At 41.5% G+C, this 25375-nt stretch carries 25 protein-coding genes and 1 riboswitch; of the genes, 22 read left to right on the top strand and 3 right to left on the bottom strand.

Annotation, left to right across the window (positions count from 1 at the left end; translation table 11 throughout):
* From folE to thrH, 7 genes are all read left to right on the top strand, one after another.
* Positions 1 to 558, top strand: a complete 558-nt coding sequence (folE, locus tag LI164_RS11405) for a GTP cyclohydrolase I FolE (RefSeq protein WP_005339985.1) — start codon at positions 1 to 3, stop codon at positions 556 to 558.
* Between the two features lie 2 nt (positions 559 to 560).
* The gene (locus LI164_RS11400) at positions 561 to 1076 is read left to right on the top strand and encodes an HD domain-containing protein (RefSeq protein WP_117605823.1); all 516 of its coding nucleotides are present in this window, start codon (positions 561 to 563) and stop codon (positions 1074 to 1076) included.
* Positions 1073 to 1888, top strand: a complete 816-nt coding sequence (gene folP / locus LI164_RS11395) for a dihydropteroate synthase (protein WP_117605824.1) — start codon at positions 1073 to 1075, stop codon at positions 1886 to 1888. The genes LI164_RS11400 and folP overlap by 4 nt, the downstream gene beginning before the upstream one ends.
* A gap of 3 nt (positions 1889 to 1891) precedes the next feature.
* Positions 1892 to 2716, top strand: coding sequence for a 2-amino-4-hydroxy-6-hydroxymethyldihydropteridine diphosphokinase (gene folK / locus LI164_RS11390; RefSeq protein WP_147567132.1), 825 nt, complete (start codon positions 1892 to 1894; stop codon positions 2714 to 2716).
* 84 nt (positions 2717 to 2800) lie between these two features.
* On the top strand, positions 2801 to 3178 hold the full coding sequence (locus LI164_RS11385) for a hypothetical protein (protein ID WP_227087172.1): 378 nt from the start codon (positions 2801 to 2803) through the stop codon (positions 3176 to 3178).
* A gap of 72 nt (positions 3179 to 3250) precedes the next feature.
* Positions 3251 to 5362: a response regulator gene (locus tag LI164_RS11380; protein WP_227087171.1), complete on the top strand. Its 2112-nt coding sequence runs from the start codon at positions 3251 to 3253 to the stop codon at positions 5360 to 5362.
* A gap of 71 nt (positions 5363 to 5433) precedes the next feature.
* Positions 5434 to 6036 (top strand): bifunctional phosphoserine phosphatase/homoserine phosphotransferase ThrH, encoded by a 603-nt coding sequence (gene thrH / locus LI164_RS11375; protein ID WP_022278922.1) that lies wholly within the window; start codon positions 5434 to 5436, stop codon positions 6034 to 6036.
* Positions 6037 to 6159: 123 nt separating this feature from the next.
* On the opposite strand, the gene LI164_RS11370 is transcribed toward thrH, so the two are convergent.
* Both LI164_RS11370 and LI164_RS11365 read right to left on the bottom strand, forming a co-directional pair.
* A complete protein-coding gene (locus LI164_RS11370; RefSeq protein ID WP_005339999.1) occupies positions 6160 to 6498 on the bottom strand; it encodes a helix-turn-helix domain-containing protein in 339 nt (112 codons plus the stop codon).
* Positions 6499 to 6684: 186 nt separating this feature from the next.
* Complete coding sequence (locus LI164_RS11365) at positions 6685 to 7602, bottom strand: DMT family transporter (RefSeq protein WP_215683885.1); 918 nt, start codon at positions 7600 to 7602, stop codon at positions 6685 to 6687.
* Between the two features lie 376 nt (positions 7603 to 7978).
* On the opposite strand from LI164_RS11365, the gene LI164_RS11360 reads away from it, so the two are divergent.
* The 8 genes from LI164_RS11360 (at position 7979) to cytX (ending at position 14880) form a co-directional block, all read left to right on the top strand.
* Positions 7979 to 8848, top strand: coding sequence for an N-acetylmuramoyl-L-alanine amidase (locus LI164_RS11360; RefSeq protein ID WP_215683886.1), 870 nt, complete (start codon positions 7979 to 7981; stop codon positions 8846 to 8848).
* Between the two features lie 55 nt (positions 8849 to 8903).
* Positions 8904 to 9698, top strand: a complete 795-nt coding sequence (locus tag LI164_RS11355; RefSeq protein ID WP_215683887.1) for a Cof-type HAD-IIB family hydrolase — start codon at positions 8904 to 8906, stop codon at positions 9696 to 9698.
* Between the two features lie 15 nt (positions 9699 to 9713).
* Positions 9714 to 10214, top strand: a complete 501-nt coding sequence (locus LI164_RS11350) for a GreA/GreB family elongation factor (RefSeq protein WP_005333729.1) — start codon at positions 9714 to 9716, stop codon at positions 10212 to 10214.
* 280 nt (positions 10215 to 10494) lie between these two features.
* Positions 10495 to 10604: riboswitch (TPP riboswitch) on the top strand.
* A gap of 92 nt (positions 10605 to 10696) precedes the next feature.
* The gene (gene thiM, locus LI164_RS11345; protein ID WP_029731135.1) at positions 10697 to 11518 is read left to right on the top strand and encodes a hydroxyethylthiazole kinase; all 822 of its coding nucleotides are present in this window, start codon (positions 10697 to 10699) and stop codon (positions 11516 to 11518) included.
* A complete protein-coding gene (gene thiE / locus LI164_RS11340; protein WP_117650599.1) occupies positions 11505 to 12149 on the top strand; it encodes a thiamine phosphate synthase in 645 nt (214 codons plus the stop codon). The genes thiM and thiE overlap by 14 nt, the downstream gene beginning before the upstream one ends.
* Positions 12143 to 12862, top strand: coding sequence for an HAD family phosphatase (locus tag LI164_RS11335; RefSeq protein ID WP_215683888.1), 720 nt, complete (start codon positions 12143 to 12145; stop codon positions 12860 to 12862). The genes thiE and LI164_RS11335 overlap by 7 nt, the downstream gene beginning before the upstream one ends.
* Before the next feature lie 23 nt (positions 12863 to 12885).
* The gene (thiD, locus tag LI164_RS11330) at positions 12886 to 13689 is read left to right on the top strand and encodes a bifunctional hydroxymethylpyrimidine kinase/phosphomethylpyrimidine kinase (RefSeq protein WP_215683889.1); all 804 of its coding nucleotides are present in this window, start codon (positions 12886 to 12888) and stop codon (positions 13687 to 13689) included.
* Between the two features lie 15 nt (positions 13690 to 13704).
* Positions 13705 to 14880 carry a putative hydroxymethylpyrimidine transporter CytX gene (gene cytX / locus LI164_RS11325; protein WP_117605834.1) on the top strand — a complete coding sequence of 392 codons (1176 nt, stop codon included), beginning with the start codon at positions 13705 to 13707 and terminating at the stop codon, positions 14878 to 14880.
* Here the strand turns inward: cytX and LI164_RS11320 are convergent.
* Positions 14854 to 16077, bottom strand: a complete 1224-nt coding sequence (locus tag LI164_RS11320; protein ID WP_227087170.1) for a 6-phosphofructokinase — start codon at positions 16075 to 16077, stop codon at positions 14854 to 14856. The genes cytX and LI164_RS11320 overlap by 27 nt on opposite strands.
* Before the next feature lie 226 nt (positions 16078 to 16303).
* Here LI164_RS11320 and LI164_RS11315 point away from each other — a divergent pair, with 226 nt between their 5' ends.
* The 7 genes from LI164_RS11315 to LI164_RS11285 all read left to right on the top strand — a co-directional run bounded on the left by LI164_RS11315 (position 16304) and on the right by LI164_RS11285 (position 25124).
* Positions 16304 to 17320 (top strand): glycosyltransferase family 2 protein, encoded by a 1017-nt coding sequence (locus tag LI164_RS11315; protein WP_005333747.1) that lies wholly within the window; start codon positions 16304 to 16306, stop codon positions 17318 to 17320.
* A 14-nt stretch (positions 17321 to 17334) separates the two neighbouring features.
* Positions 17335 to 18273: a DMT family transporter gene (locus LI164_RS11310; protein ID WP_331464376.1), complete on the top strand. Its 939-nt coding sequence runs from the start codon at positions 17335 to 17337 to the stop codon at positions 18271 to 18273.
* 52 nt (positions 18274 to 18325) lie between these two features.
* A complete protein-coding gene (gene rbr / locus LI164_RS11305) occupies positions 18326 to 18934 on the top strand; it encodes a rubrerythrin (RefSeq protein ID WP_040015518.1) in 609 nt (202 codons plus the stop codon).
* Positions 18935 to 18944: 10 nt separating this feature from the next.
* Entirely contained in the window at positions 18945 to 20732 is a 1788-nt protein-coding gene (locus LI164_RS11300; RefSeq protein ID WP_227087168.1) for a S8 family peptidase, read from the top strand.
* 175 nt (positions 20733 to 20907) lie between these two features.
* Positions 20908 to 21825 carry an AAA family ATPase gene (locus LI164_RS11295; protein ID WP_227087167.1) on the top strand — a complete coding sequence of 306 codons (918 nt, stop codon included), beginning with the start codon at positions 20908 to 20910 and terminating at the stop codon, positions 21823 to 21825.
* Between the two features lie 32 nt (positions 21826 to 21857).
* Positions 21858 to 23648, top strand: a complete 1791-nt coding sequence (locus LI164_RS11290) for a hypothetical protein (RefSeq protein ID WP_227087166.1) — start codon at positions 21858 to 21860, stop codon at positions 23646 to 23648.
* 84 nt (positions 23649 to 23732) lie between these two features.
* A complete protein-coding gene (locus tag LI164_RS11285) occupies positions 23733 to 25124 on the top strand; it encodes an alanine/glycine:cation symporter family protein (protein ID WP_227087165.1) in 1392 nt (463 codons plus the stop codon).
* Positions 25125 to 25375 lie beyond the last annotated feature (251 nt).

The raw sequence follows: 25375 nt of genomic DNA, 5'->3' as shown, positions 1-25375 counted from the left end.
ATGATAGATCATGAAAAAGTAGAACAGGCAGTTCGGCTTTTATTAGAAGGAATAGGTGAAGATGTGAACCGGGAGGGGCTTATTGACACTCCGGACCGGATTGCAAGAATGTATGAAGAGATATACGGCGGCATGGAAGAAGATGCAGCAACACATTTGTCCAGGACATTTACAGTAGACAGCAGTGAGATGGTTGTGGAAAAAGATATTACATTTTACTCCACATGCGAACACCACCTGCTGCCATTTTACGGAAAAGTACATATCGGATATATCCCGGATGGAAAAGTCGTAGGACTGAGCAAGCTTGCAAGAACAGTAGAAGTATTTGCAAGAAGACTGCAGCTTCAGGAGCAGTTGACGGGACAGATCGCCGATGCGCTGATGGAGCATATGCAGGCAAAAGGCGCAATCGTGATGATCGAGGCGGAGCATATGTGCATGACTATGCGCGGAATCAAGAAGCCGGGAAGCCAGACAGTGACGCTGGCAAGACGTGGAGTCTTCGAGACAGACCCGGCACTGGAAGAACGATTTTTCCGCATGTTGGAGAGATAGCGATGCTGATGGAAAAGTATATAGAGATGCCGCGCCTCAATGCAGTCTGGAATCATCCACTTTATCAGAAGTATTACCGGGAAAATGAAAAAATTGAGCATGACCGTGAATTTTGTTGTCACCAGATTACACACCTTTTGGATGTAGCGCGGATTGCGTATATTAAGAATCTGGAAGCAGGTCTTGGCATTGATAAGGAGTTGATTTACACAGCAGCAATTTTACATGACATTGGAAAAGCTTTGCAGTACACGGACAAGATTCCTCACGAAATTGCAGGTGAGAAGATCGCAGGCGAGATTTTAGATACACTTTCGGAAAATGATGCATTTTCAGAGACGGAACGGGCATGGATATTAGAAGCTGTGCGCGGACACCGCAGAAAATGTAACGGCATGTCGGAGGTGGCAAGACTTTTTTATGAGTGTGACAAGCGTTCCAGAAATTGTTTTGCGTGTCCGGTAAAAGAGCAGTGTAATTGGAGCGAAGAAGAGAAGAATATGGAGATAAAGATATGATTATTGGCGGAAAGAAATTTGACGTAGAGCATGAAACTTATGTTATGGGAATCTTGAATGTAACACCGGATTCCTTTTCTGATGGTGGAAAATATAATGGCATGGATCAGGCAATGGAGCATGCAAGACAGATGGTCGAGGACGGCGCAGACATCATTGATGTAGGAGGCGAGTCTACAAGACCGGGACATATAATGATCACGGATGAGGAAGAAATTGCAAGAGTGACTCCTATCATTGAGAAACTGAAAAAAGAGTTTGATGTGCCAATTTCCATTGATACTTATAAAAGTAAGGTGGCGGAAGCAGCAGTTCAGGCAGGAGCAGATCTTGTGAATGACATCTGGGGATTGAAATACGACAAGAAGATTGCAGGTGTCATTGCAAAATATAACGTTGCCTGCTGCCTGATGCACAACCGTGACAATACAGAATATAGCAATTTCCTGGATGATTTTATGGAGGATATGCGGGAGTGTATACGTCTGGCAAAGGCGGCAGGGATTGCAGATGATAAGATTATTCTGGATCCGGGAGTTGGATTCGGAAAGACTTACGAGATGAATCTGGAGATTATTGACAAATTAGAAATCATGCAGAAGCTCAATTACCCAATCCTTCTTGGAACTTCCAGAAAATCCGTCATTGGTCTGACACTGGATCTGCCAGTCGATCAGCGGGAAGAAGGAACACTCGTGACGACGGTATACGGTGTTCAAAAAGGCAGTGCATTTGTGCGTGTCCATGATGTAAAGAAGAATAAGAGAGCCATTCAGATGACAAAAGCGCTTATGCGTGACCATGAGGTATAGAGGATGGAATTAGATCAGATTAAAATTGAAGGTCTGGAAATATTCGCAAATCACGGCGTATTTCCAGAAGAAAATGTACTGGGACAGAAGTTCATCGTGTCCGCAACACTTTATACAGACACAAGAAAAGCCGGAAAGACCGATGAGCTGACGGCATCGATCCATTACGGAGAAGTCAGTGCATTTATTACAGAATTTGTAAAATCACATACATACAAATTACTGGAGCGCGTGGCCGAAGAACTGGTAGAAGATATGCTTCAGAAGTTTGACGGGCTTGAAAAAGTAACACTGGAGATCCAGAAACCATGGGCACCGGTAGGACTTCCGCTTAAAACTGTCAGCGTCAGAATCACAAGAAGCTGGCACACGGCTTACATTGCCCTCGGATCTAATATGGGAGACAGCAGACAAATCCTGGACGACGCAGTGTCAGCAATTGACGCGCTTCCTGCAAGCAAAGTGGAAAAAGTCTCCGGATTTATTACAACCCCACCGTACGGTGTGACAGACCAGCCGGATTTTCTGAATGGCTGTCTGAGAATGAAAACTCTTTATTATCCGAGGGAACTCCTTAGAGAACTGAACCGGATTGAAAAGGAAGCCGGAAGAGAGCGAATCATTCACTGGGGACCAAGAACGCTGGATTTGGATATCATTTTCTATGATGATCTGATCAGTCAGGAGGATGACTTATGCATTCCCCATGTTGAAATGCATAAACGTTCTTTTGTACTGGAGCCTTTGGAGGAAATCGCACCATACAAACGGCACCCGGGAAATGGAAAGACAGTACGACAGATGCTGGAAGAGCTTACCGATTCATAAAAGTAAGAGAGAATACGGTACATGAGAAAAGAAAGACCACGTGCAGACAAAAACAGATAACCAGATATGAAAAGAGGTGGCCTTATGAGTCTGACAGAGAACCATACAATAGCGGAATTATTGTATGAAAATGAAAAGTTAAGCGCAGAACTGGAAGCGGAACGATTTATGCTTGAGCTGATTACAAGTCTCAGCAGTACAGAACTGATCGACGATGGAATCAATAACGTATTATGCAAAGTCGGTGAGTATACATGCGCAGACCGTGCCTATGTATTTGAAATTAATGAAGATTATACAACAACCAATACATATGAATGGTGTAAAGAAGGGGTGACACCACAGATTGATAATCTAAAAGGAATTCCATTCGAGAGTATGCCGAACTGGATACATCTGTTCCTGCAGGGGGAAAATATCCTGATTGAGGAACTGGAAGATATTAAGGCAGAGATGCCCTAGGAATATGGACTTTTAAAGTTCCAGAATGTTCAGACACTGATTGCATTTCCAATTTCTGTCCATGAAAAATTAATGGGTTTTGTGGGTGTAGATAATCCGGATATGAAGAAATCCAGACTGATTCGAAGGCTGCTTTCCCTGTTGGGCTATTATATCGGAGTGGCAGTTGATGCTTACAAGAAAGAATGTACAAAGCTTGAGATGGCATCTATCAAGTCCAGACAGAAATACCGCAGGAATATAGAAGAAATCTTTCGCGGAGCACAGATTGGTATCTGGTCGATTATCAAGCAAGAGGGAAAAGAACCGGTAATGGAGGCTGATGCAAATATGCGTGAGCTTCTGGGGCTGACGAAAGGTACCACAAGTGAGGAATGTTACCGTATATGGAGAGACAATATTCCATCGGAATATACGGAAAAAGTGGACAACTGTGTGAAAGAAACTTTGGAAAAAGGATATGCTGACGTCATTTATCCGTGGCACCATCCGACTCGTGGAAAAATCTGGATCCGATGTGGAGGAGTGCGGCCGAAAGATTATGAGGGAATCGGAGTCTGCATACGTGGTTATCATCAGGATGTTACTAAGAACATCGAGCGGGAAATGCGATTTCGAAGTCTAAAAGCTGCAACAAGTGAGATTTATTATGCAATCTATAATATAAATCTGAACACAGATTATATGGAGCAGATTTCTGAACCAAATAAAATGTACAAAATTGCAAATGACAGAGGAATTGCATCTGAAAAGCTGATGGATTTTTGTACATTTCAGATTCATGAAGATTATCAGGAAGAAATGCGAAAGTTCTTTGACTTGTCAACACTGAGGGAACGGTTAAAAGAGAAGAACTTTGTCAGCCGGGAATATCCGAATAAGCAGGGAATCTGGAGACGTGCATTATTTATCGCGCAGGAGAAAGTTCCGGCAGAATCCGTAACAGAAGTGTTGTATGTGACGCAGATTATTGATGATTATAAGCAGAAAGAGCTGGCTTATCAGCAAGAGCTGGTTAAGGCATTGAAAGAGGCAAGAATTGCTAATGATGCCAAGGCAGAATTTCTTCGGAAAATGTCCCATGATATCCGGACTCCGATCAATGGCATCATGGGTATGCTGGATATTGAAGAGAAAAACTGGGATGATCCAGAAAGATTAAAAGAATGCCATGAAAAAATGAAAGTGACAGCAGGTAATCTTCTGCATCTTGTAAATGATGTGCTGGATATGAACAAATTGGAGACAAGCAGGCTGGAAGTAGAACATAAGCCATTTGATATCCGGGAAGTACTTAGAGGCTGTTGGACAGATCTGGAATCCCAGGCAGAGAAAATGGGACTGGAGCTGGAAAAGAGTGGAGTGTCAGAAATTGAATGTCCACATGTAGTGGGAAGTCCGATGTATTTCCGGCAGATATTTGCAAATATCCTTAGTAATGCAGTAAAATATAATAAAATCCATGGTAAGATTACACTTCGCGTAGATATGGTATCACGGACAGAAGATGATGTAGTGTATCGATTCTCTGTCTCGGATACTGGAATTGGAATGAGTGAAGAATTTCAGAAACATATTTTTGAAACATTTACACAAGAGGATACAGGAGCGCGTACGGTTTATCGAGGAACCGGTCTTGGTATGGCAATTGCAAAGAAGCTGGTGGACGCTTTGGGCGGCACGATTAAGATAAAGAGTAAAAAGAATGTAGGAAGTACATTTATATTAGTTCTTCCATTTGCAATTGACAAGGATTATGAAAATGCAAGTGTACAGTCAGAGCCGGAGACACCCAATGTGGAAGGTATGCACGTATTGCTTGTAGAAGACAATGAGCTGAATCTGGAAATTGCCCGGTATCTTCTGGAAGAAGCAGGAGTACAGGTGATAGCTGCAAAAAATGGACAGGAGGCACTGGATATCTTTGAACAATCAGGGGAACAGGAGATTGACCTGATTCTGATGGATATTATGATGCCGGTTATGGACGGTCTCGAAGCGACCAGAAGAATCCGTACATGCACTCACCCACGGGGTGCAACTGTACCGATTATTGCAATTTCAGCAAATGCATTTGCTGACGATATTCAGAAAGCAAAAAATGCCGGTATGAATGAGCATCTGGCGAAGCCATTTGAGATGGAGAAGGTGCTTCGTGCGATTTCAAGGTATCACAAGGTGTAGAGTAAAAAAATATAATTGAAGGCTTTTGTACTCAACATCATCTTATGACATATAAAGAGGAGGAAAGAATGATGTATATCACATGTTTAGACGTAGAAGGAGTATTAGTACCGGAAATTTGGATTGCTTTTGCCAAGGCAAGTAATATTCCGGAACTTAAGAAGACAACAAGAGATGAGCCTGATTATGACAAACTTATGAAATGGCGTCTTGGTATTTTAAAGGAGCATGGTCTTGGATTGAAGGAAATTCAAGAGACAATTGCCAAGATCGATCCGCTTCCGGGAGCAAAAGAGTTCTTAGATGAGCTCCGTACATTTAGTCAGGTGATTCTTATCAGTGATACATTTACACAGTTTGCAACACCACTGATGGAGAAATTAGGATGGCCTACATTGTTCTGTAACACACTGGAGGTTGCGGAAGATGGAGAGATTACCGGATTCAAGATGCGTGTAGAACAGTCGAAACTCAGTACAGTCAAAGCACTGCAGTCTATCGGATTTGACACAATCGCAAGTGGAGATTCTTATAATGACCTTGGCATGATTCAGGCTAGTAAAGCTGGATTTTTATTTAGAAGTACCGATAAGATCAAAGCAGACTATCCACAGATCCCGGCATATGAAACATATGATGAACTGTTAAGTGCGATTAAAGAAGCAATGAAATAGATTTATAAGAATACCCGGTTGGTTTTATATATTATTTATCTTATTGCAATAAAAAAGATGCCAGGTTAATCTGCGTGGTAAAAACACAGATTTCTGGCATCTTATAAAATCAATAAGTATAAATTAAATCCAGATTCTTAATGTATTGATTAATTTCTGTTTTTCCAGATCATTCATCTGAGCTACAAGATGCATAACTTCATTGTCCAGAGCGTTCTCTTTATAAGCAGGCTCCAGAGAACCAACAAGAGAATCCAGTGTTGTATTCATAAGCTTTGCATAGTAGATCAGGATACGAAGAGACATTGCTGTACGATTGTTCTCTACGTTGCTGATATATCCTGGTGTTACGTGCAGGGCATCTGCGACCTCTGCCTGTGTCAGATTCATCTCCTGGCGTAATTTCTTCACGCGGGAGCCAAGGTTTTCTTCAAAATTGCCGTCTTTTTGATTTTTATTCATAATGACCTCCATGATCAAATTTTTTCTTTTAAGTACAATAATAAGTATACTTAGAATTATACTATAAATAATCAAGAAGTGCAACGTTGGAGATTAGTTGTAATCTCATTTTTTGCGCATTAAACCGAATGCCGAGGCATTCTTGAATAGGAAAATAAAATAAATTTCCGGGAAAAGAGGGAGTAATCACTCTTCATGGGTGCTTGCAGCAATCACGACACCGACCATAATCAGAAATGCCCCAATTGCTCCTTGCAGAGATAATTTCTCATGGAGAAAAATATAGGCAAAAATCATAGAAAATACTGGTTCCAGTGCGAAAAGCATGCTGGTATGTTCCGGAGATGTGTATTCTTGAGCAACTGGCTGAACGATAAATCCAAAAGCACTGCAGATTATTGCCAGACCAAGAATTGCACCCCACTGCGCGCCACTGCCTGGAAGTGAGGGAGTCTCAAATAAAAATGTAAAGATCACACCATACAGACCGGTAAATCCAAGTTGCCAGATTCCAAGAAGAAAGCTGTCAGTTTCTTTTGTAAAATAATCCATCAGAATAATCTGGATGGTGTAGGAAAATGCACTGAGGATACATAAAATATCTCCAAGATTAATTGTAAAGGTGGAGAGAAATGTAAGCAGGCAGATTCCAAGTAAAGCCAAAAGGACTCCAAGAGTTGTACGTTTGGATGGCAGTTTGTGTTTTAAAAAGCTGTGTACTACCGGTACGAATACAGACACAATACCAACCAGGAATCCAGCATTGGAAGCGGTCGTGTATTTCATTCCCGGAACAAGAAAAGCAAACACACCAAACAGAAGCAGCCCGAGAATACTTCCATATCCAAGAGTGCGCAGGTTCATCAGTTTCATTTTCGGTAAGAAAACCAGTGCAACAGTAATAAATGCAATGCAAAAGCGCAGTGCGATAATAGAGAATGGCGGCATTCCAGTCAACCCGATTTTCATCATCAGATAGGAACTTCCCCATGTCATGGCAACGATGGCAATCAGAATATCGGCCTGTCCCTGTGACAGCCCTTTTTTCGTTGTAGTATTAGCAGTTGCAGATTTTGTTATAGTGTTTTTACGTTCCCCAGACATAATAGACACTCCTTTAACATTCTTGAATTGGTAAATCTCTCAATGAATGATAATACCATTATTCTTATTGTACATGGTTTACGGAAATTTGAAAAGAGTAGATATGAAAGGAGTGTTCTAGACACAGCGAAGCCTCGCGGGTGCGTTCCCGGCGAGGCTTCGTGTGCTGTTATAGTTATATAAAGGAATGAGAGTAAGTGCTTTTCGCACTTCTATGAGGGGGTGATAGCTGATGTCTTTCTCAACTATCTGTCATTTAGTATAAGAGGAAAATGTGACGAAAGTATGTTGAAACTCTTAAACAAATCGAAAATTTATAAAAAACCACTTAAGAAATAATAAAGTTATGGTAGAATAGTACTTACGGAGGTGGAATATGAAAAAAAGAGTATTGTTACTGGGACTTGTAGTGCTTATGGTACTTACAGGCTGTGGGACAACAGAAAAAGAAACGAAGACAAAGGAAAAAGATCCAGACAAACTGGTATTAAATATAGAAGATAAAAAAGAAGACAATATACAAGAGGAACAGACAGATATGCAGGAACAGGCTTCACAGCCAGACGGACAATCACAGGCAGAAGAGGCGAATGAACAACAGCCGCAGAAAAATGGACATTTGATTGCGATTGATGCAGGACATCAGGCAAAGGGGAATAGCGAGAAAGAACCGGTCGGCCCAGGTTCTTCTGAAATGAAAGCAAAGGTGGCTTCCGGGACAAGTGGCAAGACATCAGGGCTTCAGGAATATGAACTGACATTGGCTGTTTCTATGAAGCTGAAAGAAGAATTGATGAACCGTGGGTATGATGTTTTGATGATACGAGAGACGAACGATGTAAATGTATCGAATGCAGAGCGTGCACAGATTGCAAACAATGCCAATGCCGATGCATTTATCCGTGTTCATGCCAATGGTTCAGATAGCAGCAGTGCCAATGGCATGATGACGATTTGTCAGACTGCTTCCAATCCATATAATGGAAATCTATATTCCCAAAGTCAGGCACTTTCTACAGATATTTTAGATCAGATGGTGGCAGCAACCGGAGCAAAAAGAGAGCGTGTCTGGGAGACAGATACCATGAGTGGAATCAACTGGGCACAGGTTCCGACGACCATTGTGGAGATGGGATATATGAGTAATCCGACGGAAGATCAGAAGATGGCGACAGACGAATATCAGTGGCAAATCGTAACCGGGATTGCCAATGGCGTGGATCAGTATTTTGGAATTGCGAGATAAAAACTGAAATACATCACAGTAATCCAACTTTTTATCAAGATAGAGGAGAGACAGAATGAATAAAGCAGCATTATTTTTTGATGTAGATGGTACATTGATTGACGAACAGACGAAGATAGTGCCGGAAAGTACACTTCGTGCAGTGAAGCAGGCGAGAGAAAACGGACATCTTGTGTTTATCAATACAGGTCGTACATCTTGTAATACATTGGATTCTATGAAGCACATACCGGTAGACGGATATGTGTGCGGTTGTGGAACGGAAATCATTTATCAGGGAAATGTGCTGATGCACAGTACACTGACCAAGGAGCAATGCAGACGTTACATACAGGTGATTCAGGAGTGTCGTATGGAAGGAGTTCTGGAAGCCAGTGACGATCTATATTTTCCCCAAAATAGTTCCCGTTTTCCGGAAATCGAAGATATCAGACAGCGCATGGGAAAAGCCTGGGGCTTAGGCTGTAAGAAATATATAGAGGATGGCGGATTCATTTATGATAAAATGTTCTTACTCTCTGATCAGACAAGTGATGTAGTAAAATTCATAGAGGAAGTCCGTGACGATCTGGCAGTCATCGATCGGAGACATGGAAGTTATGAGTGTATTCAAAAGCAATATACAAAAGCGACCGGGATTGAGTATATGAGGAAATATCTTGGCTATGACATGGATCAGATATATGTATTTGGAGATAGCAGCAATGATCTGGCGATGTTCGAATACGCCACACATACAGTAGCGATGAAAGAGCATGATTCTGTATTGGATCCATATACAGAATATGTGACGGACAGTGTGATGAATGACGGAATTGAAAAAGCAATGAAACATTATCAATTAATATAGAAGGGACTGTATCATATGGGAGAACAACTGACAGAAAGTGATGTAAAGAAAATAAAGGAAGAAATTGAGTACCGAAAGATTGTTGTCCGTAAAAAAGAGCTGGAAGCAGTAAAAGAGGCAAGAGCACAGGGAGACTTGAGTGAGAACTTTGAGTATAAAGCAGCGAAGCAGGATAAGAACCGCAACGAAAGCCGTATCCGTTATCTAGAGAGAATGTTAAAAACTGCCAACATTGTGTCTGATGATTCAAAAGAAGACGAGATAGGAATTAATAATACCGTGGATCTTTATTTTGAAGATGATGAAGAAGTGGAGACATACCGGATTGTGACAAGTGTCCGAGGAAATTCCCTGGCAGGACTGATCAGCATCGAGTCACCGCTTGGAAAAGCAGTACTTGGACATAAAGTTGGTGACCGCGTGAAAATACCGGCAGGAGATGACGGATATTATGTGGTAGTAAAGAGGATTGATAAGACTACCGATGACAGTCATGATACGTTGAGAAAATATTAGTAAAAGTGAAAAAATATTTTTGAGAATATTGCAAAGGGAATTTACATATGCTATAATGCCAGTAGGAAGAAAAGAAATAAGAAGGTCATTTATTGTGACAAACCCCCGGAAGTCTCGTACACTTTCGGGGGTTTTTAATTCAATTCCGGCATGGGAGAATCAAGACCATAGGTATCAGAGGCGGTAACGTAATAATTATAATATATTATAAGAGTAAAGTATATTATAATTAATAAACTTGTAAAATTTTGTCTATTATGTATAATATATATGAAACGAATAACGAACAACAGGGGGCTTGCGTATCAAGCAGGCTGAGATTGGGATGAATGCCTTGACCTGCAACCTGATTTGGATAATGCCAACGTAGGGAAAGAGATGCGTAAATGTTAGCAGGTATATCTTTTATTAGGTATATCTGCTATTTATGTTAGCAATATAAAAATCAGCGAATGTTCACAACACAAAAAGGAGAGAGAATTATGCTAGGTACATGTTTACAGAACGTTAGAGAAAAAGGACCGCTTGTCCATAATATTACGAATTATGTTACGGTCAATGATGTAGCAAATGTGATTCTTGCGTGTGGTGCAAGCCCAATCATGTCAGATGAGCCGCAGGACGTGCAGGATATCACTGCAATTTGCGGAGGTCTGAACATCAATATTGGAACGCTGAATGTAAGAACGATTGAAGGAATGTTGGCGGCAGGTCATAAGGCAAATGAATTAAATCATATGGTTCTGCTTGATCCGGTTGGTGCAGGAGCAAGTTCTCTTAGAACGAATACAGCTGTCAACTTGATGCAGGAAATAAAGTTTGATGTAATCCGTGGAAATATTTCCGAAATCAAGACATTAGCTGCAGGAAGCGGTACTACAAAGGGTGTTGACGCGGATGTAGCTGACGCAGTGACAGAAGATAATCTGGACGAAGCAGTTGCATTTGCAAAAGCATTTTCTGAAAAATCCGGAAGTATAGTTGCAATTACAGGAGCAATTGATCTTGTCAGCGACGGCAGAAAATGTTACGTGATCCGTAATGGACGTCCCGAAATGGGAAGAATTACAGGAACAGGCTGTCAGTTATCCGGACTGATGACAGCATATCTTGTTGCAAATCCTGAGCAGAAGCTTGAGGCGGCAGCAGCGGCAGTTTGTACGATGGGACTTGCCGGTGAGATTGGCTGGAGTTACATGCAGAAAGGTGACGGTAATTCTACCTATAGAAATAGAATTATTGATGCTATTTATAACATGACAAAAGAGCAGTTAGACGAAGGAGCAAAATATGAAGTGCGATAAAAAAGATTTGCTGCTTTATGCAGTGACAGACAGAAGTTGGCTGAATGGAGAGACACTTTACAGTCAGGTTGAGAAGGCACTGGAAGGTGGAGCTACATTTGTACAGCTTCGTGAGAAACATCTCGATCATGATGCTTTTCTTCAGGAGGCAAAGGAAATCAAGGAATTGTGTGCAAAGTACCAGGTACCGTTTGTGCTAGATGATGATGTGGAGCTTGCACTGGAAGTTGGCGCGGACGGAGTTCATGTAGGACAAAGTGATATGGAAGCAGGAGATGTCCGGGCAAAGCTTGGTGAAGATAAGATTGTCGGAGTTTCAGCACAGACAGTGGAGCAGGCACTTCTCGCTCAGGAGCGCGGAGCAGACTATCTTGGAGTCGGAGCCGTATTTCCGACCAGTTCCAAAGATGACGCAGTAGAAGTTGACCATGAGATGGTAAAAGCAATTTGTGAGGCTGTAGATATTCCAGTTATCGCAATTGGCGGCATCACAAAAGATAATGTGCAGGAGTTGTCAGGCTGTGGACTTTGTGGAATCGCAGTTATCAGCGCTATTTTCGCAAAACCGGATATTAAGAAAGCGACAGAAGAGCTGAAAGCAGCCACTGAGAAGATGGTGAAAGCATGTTAGAAAATAAATCTGACGTGGAGAAAAATGCATCAGAGCAGAAATGTTGTGGAAAAGTTTCTGTACAGAATATGGGTGGTGTTATCTTAGACATAGACGGGACAGTTCTGGATTCTATGTCCATCTGGCAGGACGCGGGTGTGAGATACCTTGCGAGTCAGCAGATTGAAGCAGAGCCTGGACTTGCCGAGAAGATTTATTATATGTCTATCCCGGAGGCTGCATTATATATGCGGACACGCTATGGGCTTGAACAATCTGTAGAAGAAATCAGTCAGGGGATCAAAGATGTAGTGAGAGATTTCTATTATTACGAGGCGCCGTTAAAAGCCGGAGTAAAAGAATTTCTACAAAAAATGTCAGATAGAAAGATTCCGGTCGTGGCAGCGACAGCCAGTGATGAAGATCACCTGGAACATGCATTTACACGTCTTGGAATACGTCAATATTTTGAACATATTTTTACATGCGCGCAGGCAGGAGCCGGAAAGCAGAGCCCGGCAGTCTATCATATGGCAGCAGGATATCTGGACAGGAATCCGGAAGAACTGTATGTTTTTGAAGATGCATTGTATGCGATCCAGACAGCAAAACTGGCAGGATATCATACGGTTGGCGTGTATGACGAAGAAAGTAAAGAAGATCAGGAAATGATCCGCGAAGAAGCAGACATTTATATGGAAAGCTTTTTGAAGGCGGATGTGTTTTTTGAATAGATAAGAAAAGGAAAGGCAAAACAATGAGAACAGCAGTAACAATTGCCGGAAGTGATTCCAGCGGTGGAGCAGGAATTCAGGCAGACATTAAGACAATGATTGCAAATGGCGTTTATGCGATGAGTGCAATCACAGCGTTAACCGCACAGAATACAACAGGTGTGACAGGGATTATGGAAGTGACACCAGAATTTCTAGGTGAGGAATTAGACAACATTTTTACAGATATTTATCCGGACGCAGTGAAGATCGGAATGGTATCTTCCAGTGCGCTGATTGAGAAAATTGCAGATAAACTGAAAGAGTATCAAGCAAAAAATATCGTCGTTGACCCGGTTATGGTAGCAACAAGTGGAGCGAAGCTGATCAGTGAAGAGGCAATCGGAACTTTAAAGAAACGTCTTCTTCCAATTGCCAGTGTTCTGACACCGAATATTCCAGAAGCAGAAGTTCTGGCGGAAATGGAGATTCACTCAGCAGATGATATGATCGAGGCTGCAAAGAAAATCAGTGATACATACCACTGCGCAGTTCTCTGCAAGGGCGGACATAAGTTGAATGATGCAAATGACTTGCTTTATCGTGACGGTGATTATCGTTGGTTCAACGGAAAACGTATTGATAATCCGAATACACATGGAACCGGCTGCACACTTTCCAGTGCCATTGCATCGAACCTTGCAAAAGGATTTGATATGGACACATCCGTAGAGCGTGCAAAAGATTACATTTCCGGAGCGCTGGCTGCGATGCTGGATCTCGGAAAAGGAAGCGGACCTATGGATCACGGATTTGCAATTACGGGAGAATATAAGAAAGAAGCATAAAGAGGGAAAGACATCATGGAAGAAAAAAGAACAGGTTTATTTGAAAATGGACTGATCTGGTTTGGAGCAGGCGTTTCTATCGCGGAGATTCTGACCGGAACTTATCTGGCACCACTTGGAATGGGGAAAGGACTTCTCGCAATTATCGTAGGACATATCATCGGCTGCCTTATGTTATTCCTGGCAGGTGTAATCGGTGGTAAAGTCAGAAAAAGTGCAATGGAAACTGTAAAAATGAGTTTTGGACAGAAGGGAAGTATTCTGTTTGCAGTGTTAAATGTGCTGCAGCTTGTGGGATGGACGGCGATTATGATTTATGATGGAGCACTGGCAGCAGATGGTGTCATGAACACCGGACGCTGGATCTGGTGCCTGGTCATCGGAGCACTGATCATTCTGTGGATTGTTATTGGAATTACGAATCTTGGGAAAATAAACACGGTTGCTATGGCAGCATTATTTATCCTGACACTGATTCTTTGTAAAGTTATCTTCACAGGAAGTGGAGCAGGCGTACCATCGGATGACAGCATGACATTTGGCGCAGCAGTTGAACTTGCCGTTGCCATGCCATTATCCTGGCTTCCGCTGATCAGTGATTATACAAGAGAAGCAAAAGAGCCGGTAAAAGCAACAGCAGTCAGCGCAATTACTTACGGTATCGTAAGCTGCTGGATGTATGTGATCGGAATGGGAGCAGCAATTATTACCGGAGAGTATGATATTGCACAGATCATGCTAAAAGCAGGTCTTGGAATCGCCGGACTTCTGATCATCGTATTTTCAACAGTTACAACAACATTTCTGGATGCATATTCCGCAGGAATTTCCAGTGAAACCGTTGTGAACAAATGGAATGGAAAACATGTGGCAATCGTGGTAACTGTGCTTGGAACGATTGCAGCAATTGTATACCCGATGGATAATATTACAGATTTTCTGTATCTCATCGGTTCCGTATTTGCACCGATGATCGCAATCCAGATTGCAGACTTCTTCCTGCTGAAACTGGATAAGAGTAATCAGGCAGTGCATGTACCGAATATGATTATCTGGGTGATAGGATTTATCGCGTATCGAATTCTGATGAATATCGATATGCCGGTAGGAAATACACTGCCTGATATGGTGATCACGATTATTTTGTGCCTTATAGTAGGTAAACTATTTCCGGTAAGCAAAAAGCGGTAAGCCGTTTTCTTCCGGTACCACCACTTTTCCTTGGATCAGTGGTCTTGCATACTGTATAAATGCTTCTGTGACATCACAGCCGTCTTCGGTGATCCAATCAGATGGTACGGCTTTTTCCATGTTACAGATTTCATTTACATCGGCAGTTTCGTAGGAGAGCTCGTAAGGAAGATCACAGTTTCGGATAAATGTGATCATCTTGCCTGTCTCTCCTTTTAATGCAGCCTGAACACCAACGATTCCGGCATTTTCAGATTCATTTAAATCTGTAGCTGACAGGTATTCGCTGGAGCAGCGCTGGCATACATTCAACTCAATGGAGCGGACTTTTACGCCGATTTGCTCTTTGACCAGATTTTCCAGATATTTTCCAGAGCCGGTCAACATCTTATGACCAAAGGTATCAGTTCCAATATCACCGGCCAGTTCGCAGACAAAGGTTCCATTTTTGTCATGAATTCCTTCAGAGATGCATACAACTAAGTTTGGGGTTGTTTCCAGCATTTCCTGTACTTTTTTAAGAAATGCTTCCTGGTCAAATGCAGTTTCCGGCAGATAAATAAGGCGTGGGTTATCACCATCATATTTGCGGGCAAGGGCACTGGCGGCAGTGAGCCAGCCGGCGTGGCGCCCCATAATTTCTACAATCGTGACAGATTTTTTGTTGTCATAAACACTTGCATCAATAGCAACTTCGCGGACCATGGAAGCAACATATTTTGCAGCACTTCCAAATCCCGGAGTGTGATCTGTGTGGACCAGGTCATTATCAATGGTTTTCGGAACACCGATAAAGCGAATATCGCTGTTGATCTTTTTGGCATATCGGGATAATTTACTTACAGTATCCATGGAATCATTTCCCCCAATGTAGAAGAAATAACCGATACCATGCGATGCAAACTTGTTGAATAACAATGGATAAACAGGATCATTTAAATCTTCGGGAAGCTTGTAACGACATGACCCGAGGTAAGAGCCGGGGGTTGTACGGAGTAAGGAGAGTTCGTTCGTTTCAATGAGCGAACGCATATCCATCATATGTCCGTTTAAAAATCCTTCAATTCCATTAATCATACCGTATATTTCGTCGATTTCCTCAGTGTGTCTCATGGCTTCAGTGACTACGCCATACAGACTTCCGTTAATGACCGCAGTCGGGCCGCCGGATTGTCCGACAATCAGATTCTTTTTCATATGTGTACCTTCCTTTTGTTGAAAAATTATCAATTTTATCTCTACTATATCGAATCATAGCATTTTTTACAAGGAGATTGCAAAAAAGACACAAAAATTTTGGTTGGAAAAAGTGCACAGATGCTATATACTTAAAAAGATTCCTAAGGCTCTGCTTTGGGTAAGTAGTGACATAATAAGAAAGAAACTATAAATTCAAAAAGATGTGATATAAGGAGAAAGATGCATGAAATATATATCTTTTGCAATACCAAGTTACAATTCACAGGAATATATGTCTCACGCCATTGAGAGTATTCTTGTGGGCGGGGAAGATGTAGAGATTATAATTGTAAATGACGGATCTTCCGATGATACTTCTAAGATTGCACATGAGTATGAGGAAAAATATCCGACGATCATCAAGGCGGTGGATAAGGAGAATGGAGGCCACGGCGATGCTGTGAATTCAGGACTTACACATGCCACCGGAAAGTATTTTAAAGTTGTGGACAGTGATGACTGGGTAGATGCCGAGGCTCTTCGGAAGATTCTGGAATTTCTTAAGAAGCTGGAATCTGAAGATGAAGAGGTGGACATGCTCATTTCCAATTATGTTTATGAGAAAGTAGGAGCAACCCATAAGAAATGTATTCACTACCGTAATGTGCTTCCGCAGAATAAGATTTTCAAATGGGAAGAAATCGGACGGTTCCATCTGGATCAGTACATTCTGATGCATTCTGTTATTTATCGGACAGCGATGCTTAAGCTCAGCCAGTTAGAGCTTCCAAAACATACATTTTATGTAGATAATATTTATGTGTATTATCCGTTGCCATTTGTGCGAAAAGTGTATTACCTGGACGTGGATTTTTATCGTTATTATATTGGAAGAGAAGATCAGTCTGTCAATGAGAAAGTCATGATATCCAGACTGGATCAGCAGATTTTTGTTACAAAGACAATGATTGATATGTACCAATTAAAAAATGTAAAATGTAAGAAACTGAGAAATTATATGCTTAATTATCTCGCAATCATGATGACTGTTTCTTCCATTTTATGTATCCGGTCTAAGAAAGCAGAGAACCTGGAGAAGAAAAAAGAACTGTGGATATATCTGAAACAGAAGGATTTCAAGACATTTATGAAGATCCGCTACGGAATACTTGGACAGACCATGAATATTCCGGGAAGATCCGGACGAAAGATATCCTCTCTTGCGTACAGTGTGGCAAGAAGAATTATAGGATTTAATTAGGAAAAAGTATGAGAATGACACAAAAACAAAACATATTAACGAAAACAGGTATTGTAGCACTTCTTGCGTGTGTATGCTGTATTTTGTGGGGAAGTGCGATTCCGGTAATCAAGACAGGCTATCGTTTCCTGCATGTAGATTCTTCTGATATTGCAAGTCAGATTGTCTTTGCAGGAGTACGATTCACGCTGGCAGGAATTTTGGTATTGATTTTTGCATCTATTAGAGAAAAGAAAGTGATGATTCCTGACAAAGAGATTTTAAAATATGCAGTTCCGGTATGCCTAGCTCAGACGGTAGGACAGTATTTCTTCTTTTACATAGGTGTTGCCAATACATCAGGAGTAAAAGGAGGAATCATTACCGGACTTGGAAACTTTATTGCAATTTTGTTGTCTTGCCTTGTTTTTCGAAATGAACGGATGACAAGAAGAAAAATTGCAGGATGTGTTCTGGGATTTGCCGGAGTTGTGGTAATTAATTTGCTGGGGAACTCTCTGGATATGGGATTTAAGCTGATCGGAGAGGGGTTTGTTCTGATCGCGCAGCTATCCTATGGAATTTCTACAGTGTTGATCAACCTTTTTTCCAGAAAAGTATCTCCGGTTGTATTGAGCGGAACGCAGTTTACGATGGGTGGAATCGTTCTGATGCTGATTGGAGCAGGAATGGGTGGTCATCTGGAAAATGCTACTACAGGGGGTGTGGTAATTATATTTTATCTGGCAATGGTTTCGGCAGTGGCATATACGCTCTGGTCCGTACTGCTTGCCTGGAACGATGTTTCCAAAGTTGCTATCTTTGGATTTGTGAACCCGCTTTGTGGCGTGATTTTATCAGCACTGATACTTGGAGAGGTGAAACAGGCATTTAATGTTGGGAGTCTGGCAGCATTGATTTTGGTGTGTGCCGGAATTTATATAGTGAACTGTAAAGAGAATAAGAGGGAATAATTGTACAGCCATGGAGCATACTACTTATAGAAGTAAGAAAGGAGTATGTACCATGGCTGTTGATTTTAGTAAAAGTAAGACAAGAGAAAATTTGATGCGGGCATTTGCAGGAGAGAGTCAGGCAAGGAATCGTTATACAATTGCGGCAAAGCAGGCGAGTCGAGATAATCTGTATTCCATTAGCCAGATTTTTTTATTTACTGCAGATCAGGAGCGGGCACACGCGGAAGTGTTTTATGAATTATTGAGAGGTCAGACAGAACAGACGATTGAAATTTGTGGCGGGTATCCAGTAAATCTTGCAGAAAATGTGACAGATCTTCTGAAAAGTGCAGTGCATAATGAAATGCAGGAGTTTGAAGACGTTTATCCGGAATTTGCTAAAATTGCAAAAGAAGAAGGTTTTGACCAGGCAGCAGGAGCATTTGACATGATCGCAAAGGTAGAAGCTGTGCATGGACGTCGCTTTGCGTTGCTTGCAGAACTGCTTGGGAAAAATCAGTATTTTGAAAATCCAGATGGAGGAGAATGGATGTGTATGAATTGCGGACATATTCAAAAAGGAAAAATGGCACCGCCTGTATGTCCAAGTTGTCATTATGATCGAGGTTATTTTATTCCGGTAGAATTGGCACCATATTTGATGCCTGAGCTCATTTAAGGGAGTAGAAATGCAGAGTCAGAAATTAGAAAATCTCTTGAATCAGGCATTGAATGCCACGGAAAGTGAACGTGAACGATCTCAGGAATTGAATGTAGGATATAATCCTGTGGACCAGGTGTGGGAGTTGATTATCAAATATTCCGGTAATTTGGAGACAGTCCGACAGATTTCTGAGAGAGTTACAGAGCTGTTAAATGAATATGCTATTATTCATATACGTCAGTCACAGATACCGGATCTGGTGCAGATTGTAGAAGTAGAATATGTGGAAAAACCAAAACGATTATTTTTCCAGGTACGAAATGGGAAACGGGTGTCTTGTATCAATGAGGTACAGGACGCCCGTTTTTCGCTTACGGGACAGGGAGTACTTGTGGCAGTCATAGATTCCGGGGTTGATTACACACTACCTGATTTTCGGAATGAAGACGGGACAACAAGAATCCGTTATCTGTGGGATCAGTCATTAAAGGCGGTGGAGGGGGAGCATGTGCCGAAAGGATATGGAATGGGAGTGGAGTATACAAAGGAAGAGATAGATGCTGCTTTTCCAGATTTTTATCATGTAATAACACCGAAAAATATAGTGACACAGGGAGCGATAACTATCCGTACGCGTGATATTTCAGGACACGGAACGGCGGTAGCCGCTATTGCGGCTGGAAATGGAAGAGGAAGCGGCGGTGTTTATGCAGGAGTTGCCCCTCAAAGCGAATTCATTGTAGTAAAACTTGGAAATCCTATGTCTGGGGGATTCCCAAGGACGACGGAGCTTATGCAGGGAATTGATTATGTTATACGTAAAGCACAGGAGCTTCGTATGCCGGTGGCAGTTAATATAAGTTTCGGTAATACATATGGGGCGCGAGATGGAACTTCGCTTTTAGAGAGATTTATTGATGACATTTCTAATATCTGGAAGAGCTGCATTTGTATCGGAACAGGAAATGAAGGGGCAACCGCAGGGCATACATCTGGGAGAGTATCAGAAAATGTCAGAGCAAATAGAGAACAGGAGATTGAGCTGGCAGTGCAGGAAAAACAGCCATCGTTAAATGTTCAGATTTGGAAAAGATATGTAGATCAGATAGATATTTCAATTGTATCGCCTACAGGTACACGTATCGGACCAGTCAAGGAGCAGCTTGGAACACAGCGATTTACTGTCGATGCAACAGAAATGCTTTTGTATTACGGGGAGCCAAGTCCATTTAGCACAAACCAGGAGATCTATCTGGATTTCCTCCCACGCGGGAGCTATATAAACAGCGGAGTGTGGAAAATGGTTCTGACACCGAGAAAAATTGTGGATGGACATTATGAAATGTGGATCCCAGGAGAAGGAATATTGAATCCGGGAACCGGATTTCTCAGACCAGTAAGCAGCACGACACTTACAAATCCGGCAACTGCGATGCGGGCAATCACAGTAGGAGCATATGACAGCCTGACATTTTCCTATGCAGATTTTTCCGGGCGTGGACCACTGACCGGAGAAAGTGCAAGTGCAGTCAAACCAGATCTTGTGGCGCCGGGAGTAAATGTGAGCACGATATCTGTCGGAGGAAGCGTGATGCAATTCAGCGGAACGTCTTTTTCCACACCATTTGTGACGGGGAGTGCGGCACTTTTAATGGAGTGGGGAATTGTAAGAGAAAATGATATTTATTTATATGGGGAGAAGGTCAAGGCTTATCTGAGAAGAGGGGCGGAACCATTTCCGGGGATTGAAAAATATCCAAATGAAATGGTGGGATATGGGCGGCTCTGTCTTGCAGAGAGTATTCCAGACTAATTGCTTTTGGGTGACAATATAATAACAAAAGAAAAAATATGCCTTTATGTGAAAAATAAATCGAAAAAACGGTCTTTCACGAGTATAATAACATTACAAGATAAAACAAAAAATCTATTTCATCTTTAAAAGAAGTATAGATGGTAAGTTTTGAACAGAAGGGAAGCGACAGCATTTGTTAGAAAAATTACGGGAACTTGGAATCAGAGATGATTTGATTGATGAGATAAAAAAATTTCGTGAAAGTTATCCGGCAGAAAAATCTTATGAGGCAAGAATTCCAAAGCTGGAGCAGTTTTATTATGGGAAAGATGTGTGGGAGCAGGCAATTACAGCTATTCTATGCGGGCAGAATCTTCTGCTTGTCGGACATAAGGCGACAGGAAAGAATCTGTTTGCTGAGAATCTGGCCGGAGTTTTTATGCGGCCGCGATGGGATGTGTCTTTTCATGTGAATATGGATGCGGCTTCTCTCATCGGAATGGATACATTTCGTGGCGGTGAAGTGACTTTCCGGCCTGGTCCGGTATATACAGCGGCAAAAACAGGTGGTTTTACGGTATTGGATGAAATTAACATGGCAAAAAGTGAAGCTATGGCAGTGTTGCATGCAACATTGGATTTTCGTAGGACCATTGACGTTCCGGGGTATGAAAGAATAGAACTTCATCCTGCAACGCGGTTTATTGCAACCATGAATTACGGATATTCCGGCACAAAAGAACTGAATGAAGCATTGGTGTCACGTTTTGCCGTCATTCAAATGCCGATGATTGCCAAAGAAAGCCTGATAAAACTGATAAGAAAGAACTCTCCGGCAATCCGGGAAGATGCGGCAGAAGAGTTAGCAGCATTATTTTTAGATTTACAGAAAAAATGTGAAAATGCTGAGATTTCTTCTAAGGCACTGGATCTTCGAGGCCTTTTGGGAGCAATCGATCTGATGGAAAAAGGACTTGATATTCATACAGCGCTAGATATGGGAATTGCGAACAAATCGTTTGATCCATATGAGCAGACATTGATCCGGGATACGATTCAGGCAAGGATTTCAAGAAAAATCCAAAGAACGGATGTTTTTCGCAAAAAATAATAAAATATGCAAATATTTACAAGGTGACAGAAATGGAAGAGCAGGAATTAATAGAAGCGAAAAGAGCACGTAATTTTATATGGACTGCAGCAGAAAAGTATGAATTTGAACCAATGTTTCTTGCATTTTCCCCGGATGGAACAGCAGATATGTATTTGAACCTGATTATCGGACTGGCATATAAATGGTACGATCAGGAAAAAATAGACGCATTTTTTAATCAGTTAGGAGGAAAGAACCAGGAGTTATATGAAGGGCTTCTCTGGATTGGGCTGGGAAATGCATTGTATCCAAAAGAAGAGAAGATAAGATCGGCACTTAGGGATATAAGGAAGGAGTATGCAAGGGAAAGCCTGAGGCGTTATCGGAAATATAAAGAGTATTCCAGAATTGATCAGATACGAAACGGACATTGCAGAGAAATTTTGGGACAGTCATCAGGGTTAAAAGAGGAAGATGAGCAGATTTTACATGCGTTTTCTTTTTCAGAAGATATGTCAACGGATCAAATTCTGAAACAGACAAGAGAAAATCTGTGGAAATATTTTGCGTATCGTCCGACTGAAAAGAAGAAAGGAAATTATTTTCTGCAGAAGGTATCCGGAGCATTTCAGTCTTTTGGAAAAGTAAGTGCTACTTATGTACGTGCCAGAAATTATGATGACCAAAATACATTTTTTGATGGAAAATCGGGAATAATGGAGCGAGGCAGACACTATATATTCCAGTTGTCGCTACAGAGAAATCCGGAAGAAACAAAAAGATATGTAGAGGCATGTTTTGGAAAGAGTATCTATTCGCAAGAATACCAGGAAAAAATAGAACAAAAATTGTGTGTGGGAAATCATAAAAATTGTCATCTTTTATTTACAAAAGGGAATTCAAGAGCAGGGGAGGATGGCCTGAAAGAGTCGGAGACAGAAAAAAACAGAAATAAGATATATACCGGTGAAAATGAATTATCCAAGATAAAAGGAAAAAGAGAAAAAAAGGAAATTAGAGAATTTCAGGCAGAGTCTGCCAGACAATATGAGAAGAATAAAAAACATTATGAACAGAATTATGCGATTTATCAGAATGCCATTCGAAGACTTACAGAAAAGCTAAAGATTTGTCTTGAGGAACAAGAAGAGAGATTTCCGGAGAAAGCAGCTCACGGAAAACTAAATCCACGGGAAGTGTGGAAAGCAGTCTATCTGGACGATCCAAGAGTATTTGAGAGAAAAGAAGAGGTAGAAATTCCTGGATTTTCTGTTGATATTCTCATAGATGCCTCTTCTTCGAGAAAGCAGATGCAGGAGCAGATTGCGGCTCAGGCGTATATTTTATCCAAAAGTCTGAAACAATGTAAGATTCCGGTACAGATTTATTCTTATTGCAGTATCCGCGGCTATACGATATTGCACATTTTCCCTAATTGCAAAGAAGAGAGAGAGGATGAACTGTTCCGGTATGTTGCGGCGGGAAATAATCGCGATGGACTTGCACTTCGGGCAGCAGGACACTTGATGGAGAACGGCGAAAAAAGAAAAAGAATTTTACTCGTACTGACAGATGCAAGCCCACAGGATGATCAGGATAGTGGAGAAGGTGCTTTTTATAAAAATAAAGAATATACAGATCTGCTTGCGATTCAAGATACTGCGAAAGAAGTGCAGAATCTGAAACAAAAAGGAATTCAGGTGATCGGAATTTTTATGGGAAGTGCACGCTCTGGAGAAGTAGCAGGAAAGATTTTTGGGCAAAATCTGATAAAGATTCGAAATATCAGTGATTTTTCACAGGCGGTCGGAAGAGTATTGCAGGAAATTGTTTTTTCATGAAAAGTATTTGCACAATATATTGAGATATAGTATGATAGTGCAGAGCGTTAAAGTGACAAAGAGCTCAGAAAGGATATTTCTGAAATGGTTGTATCGTTAATTGAAAGAATTTATGCATTATTGTGGGGAGATTTGATACATGTTCCATTGCCGGGTGGAGATAGTGTGGGAATCTCATTGCTGATTATATTATTGATTCCGACAGGGATTTATTTTACAGTGCGGACAAAAGTATTACCTTTGCGTTTGTTCCCGGATATGACTCGGGCACTGATGTCAAAGAAGGAGAATAAAGACAGTCTGTCCACGTTTCAGACGTTGATCGTATCAACAGCGACGAGAGTCGGCATGGGAAATCTTGTCGGGGTTGTAGCTGCAATTTCCGCAGGAGGTGCAGGAGCAGTCTTTTGGATGTGGGTAACAGCCCTGATTGGCTCTTCAACAGCATTTGTAGAGGCAACGCTGGCACAGATTCACAAAGAAAAAGATCCACTTTACGGAGGATACCGTGGAGGTCCGGCTTACTATATTCATCACTATATGGAAGAAAAGACAGGAAAGAAGAAAAATCATACCTTGATTGCTGTTCTGTTTGCAATTTCCGGTCTGATCTGCTGGTGTGGAATCAGCCAGGTAATCAGTAACTCAGTTGCATCTTCTTTTGAAAATGCATTTCATATTCCACCGCTTTATACAACGATTGTCCTTGTTGCAGTTGCGGCAGTGATTGTCCTTCGTAAAAACGCGACGGTAAAAGTTCTGGACCTGATCGTGCCGATTATGGCTGTATGTTATTTCTTCATTACGATTTTTATTATTCTTATAAATATGAAAAGTATTCCAAGCGTATTTGGTCGGATCTTTGAGGAGGCATTTGGAATCAGACAGGTTGTATCTGGAGGTTTCGGAGCAGTTCTGATGAATGGCGTGAAGAGGGGATTATTTTCTAACGAAGCAGGATCAGGGTCAGCACCATGTGCAGCTGCTGCAGCAGAATGTGATTTTCCGGTAAAAGCAGGACTTACACAGGCGCTGGGAGTATTTATTGACACCATTGTGATCTGTAGCTGTACTGCAATGATCATGCTGTTGGCACCGGAAAATGTAGTTGCCGGAAAGTCTGGAATGGATTTACTACAGTCAGCAATGAAATATCATCTTGGAGAATTTGGTGTAATCTTTATAGCACTTACATTATTTTTATTCAGTTTCTCGACATTTTTAGGAATACTCTTTTACGCAAGAAGTAATGTATCCTATCTCTTTGGTGATAAATGGTTCTGGCAGACTGCTTATAAAGTACTTGCACTTGTAATGCTGTTCATTGGTGGAATTGCAGCTTATACATTTGTTTGGGATCTGGGGGATGTAGGAATTGGTCTTATGACCATATTTAACACTGGAATTCTGTATCTCATGGGTGGTCAGGCATTAAAAGCATTGAAAGAATATGAAAGTAACAAAGATAAAAAATAGAAATATTGAACGAAAAAAAGACAACACATGCGTCGTGTATGTGTTGCCTTTTTTTGTATGCGTTTAGTGGAAATCTTTGAATTAATGTCGGCGAATATATTCTAGAAATTGTCGCTCAAGATTGGATTCCTGTTCGGCAGTATTCTCGTCAAGTTCATATTCTTTTTGTACATTATCAGAATCTTGTGCCGCATCGGAATCTTGTGCCGCATCGGAATCTTGTGCCGCATCGGAATCTTGTGCCGCATCGG

Origin of the sequence: Dorea sp. 210702-DFI.3.125 (assembly GCF_020560945.1) — a bacterium.
In the GTDB taxonomy this organism is placed as follows: domain Bacteria; phylum Bacillota; class Clostridia; order Lachnospirales; family Lachnospiraceae; genus Dorea; species Dorea formicigenerans.
Note: the sequence above shows the minus strand (reverse complement) of the source record. Positions and strands in the feature narration are given on the sequence as shown.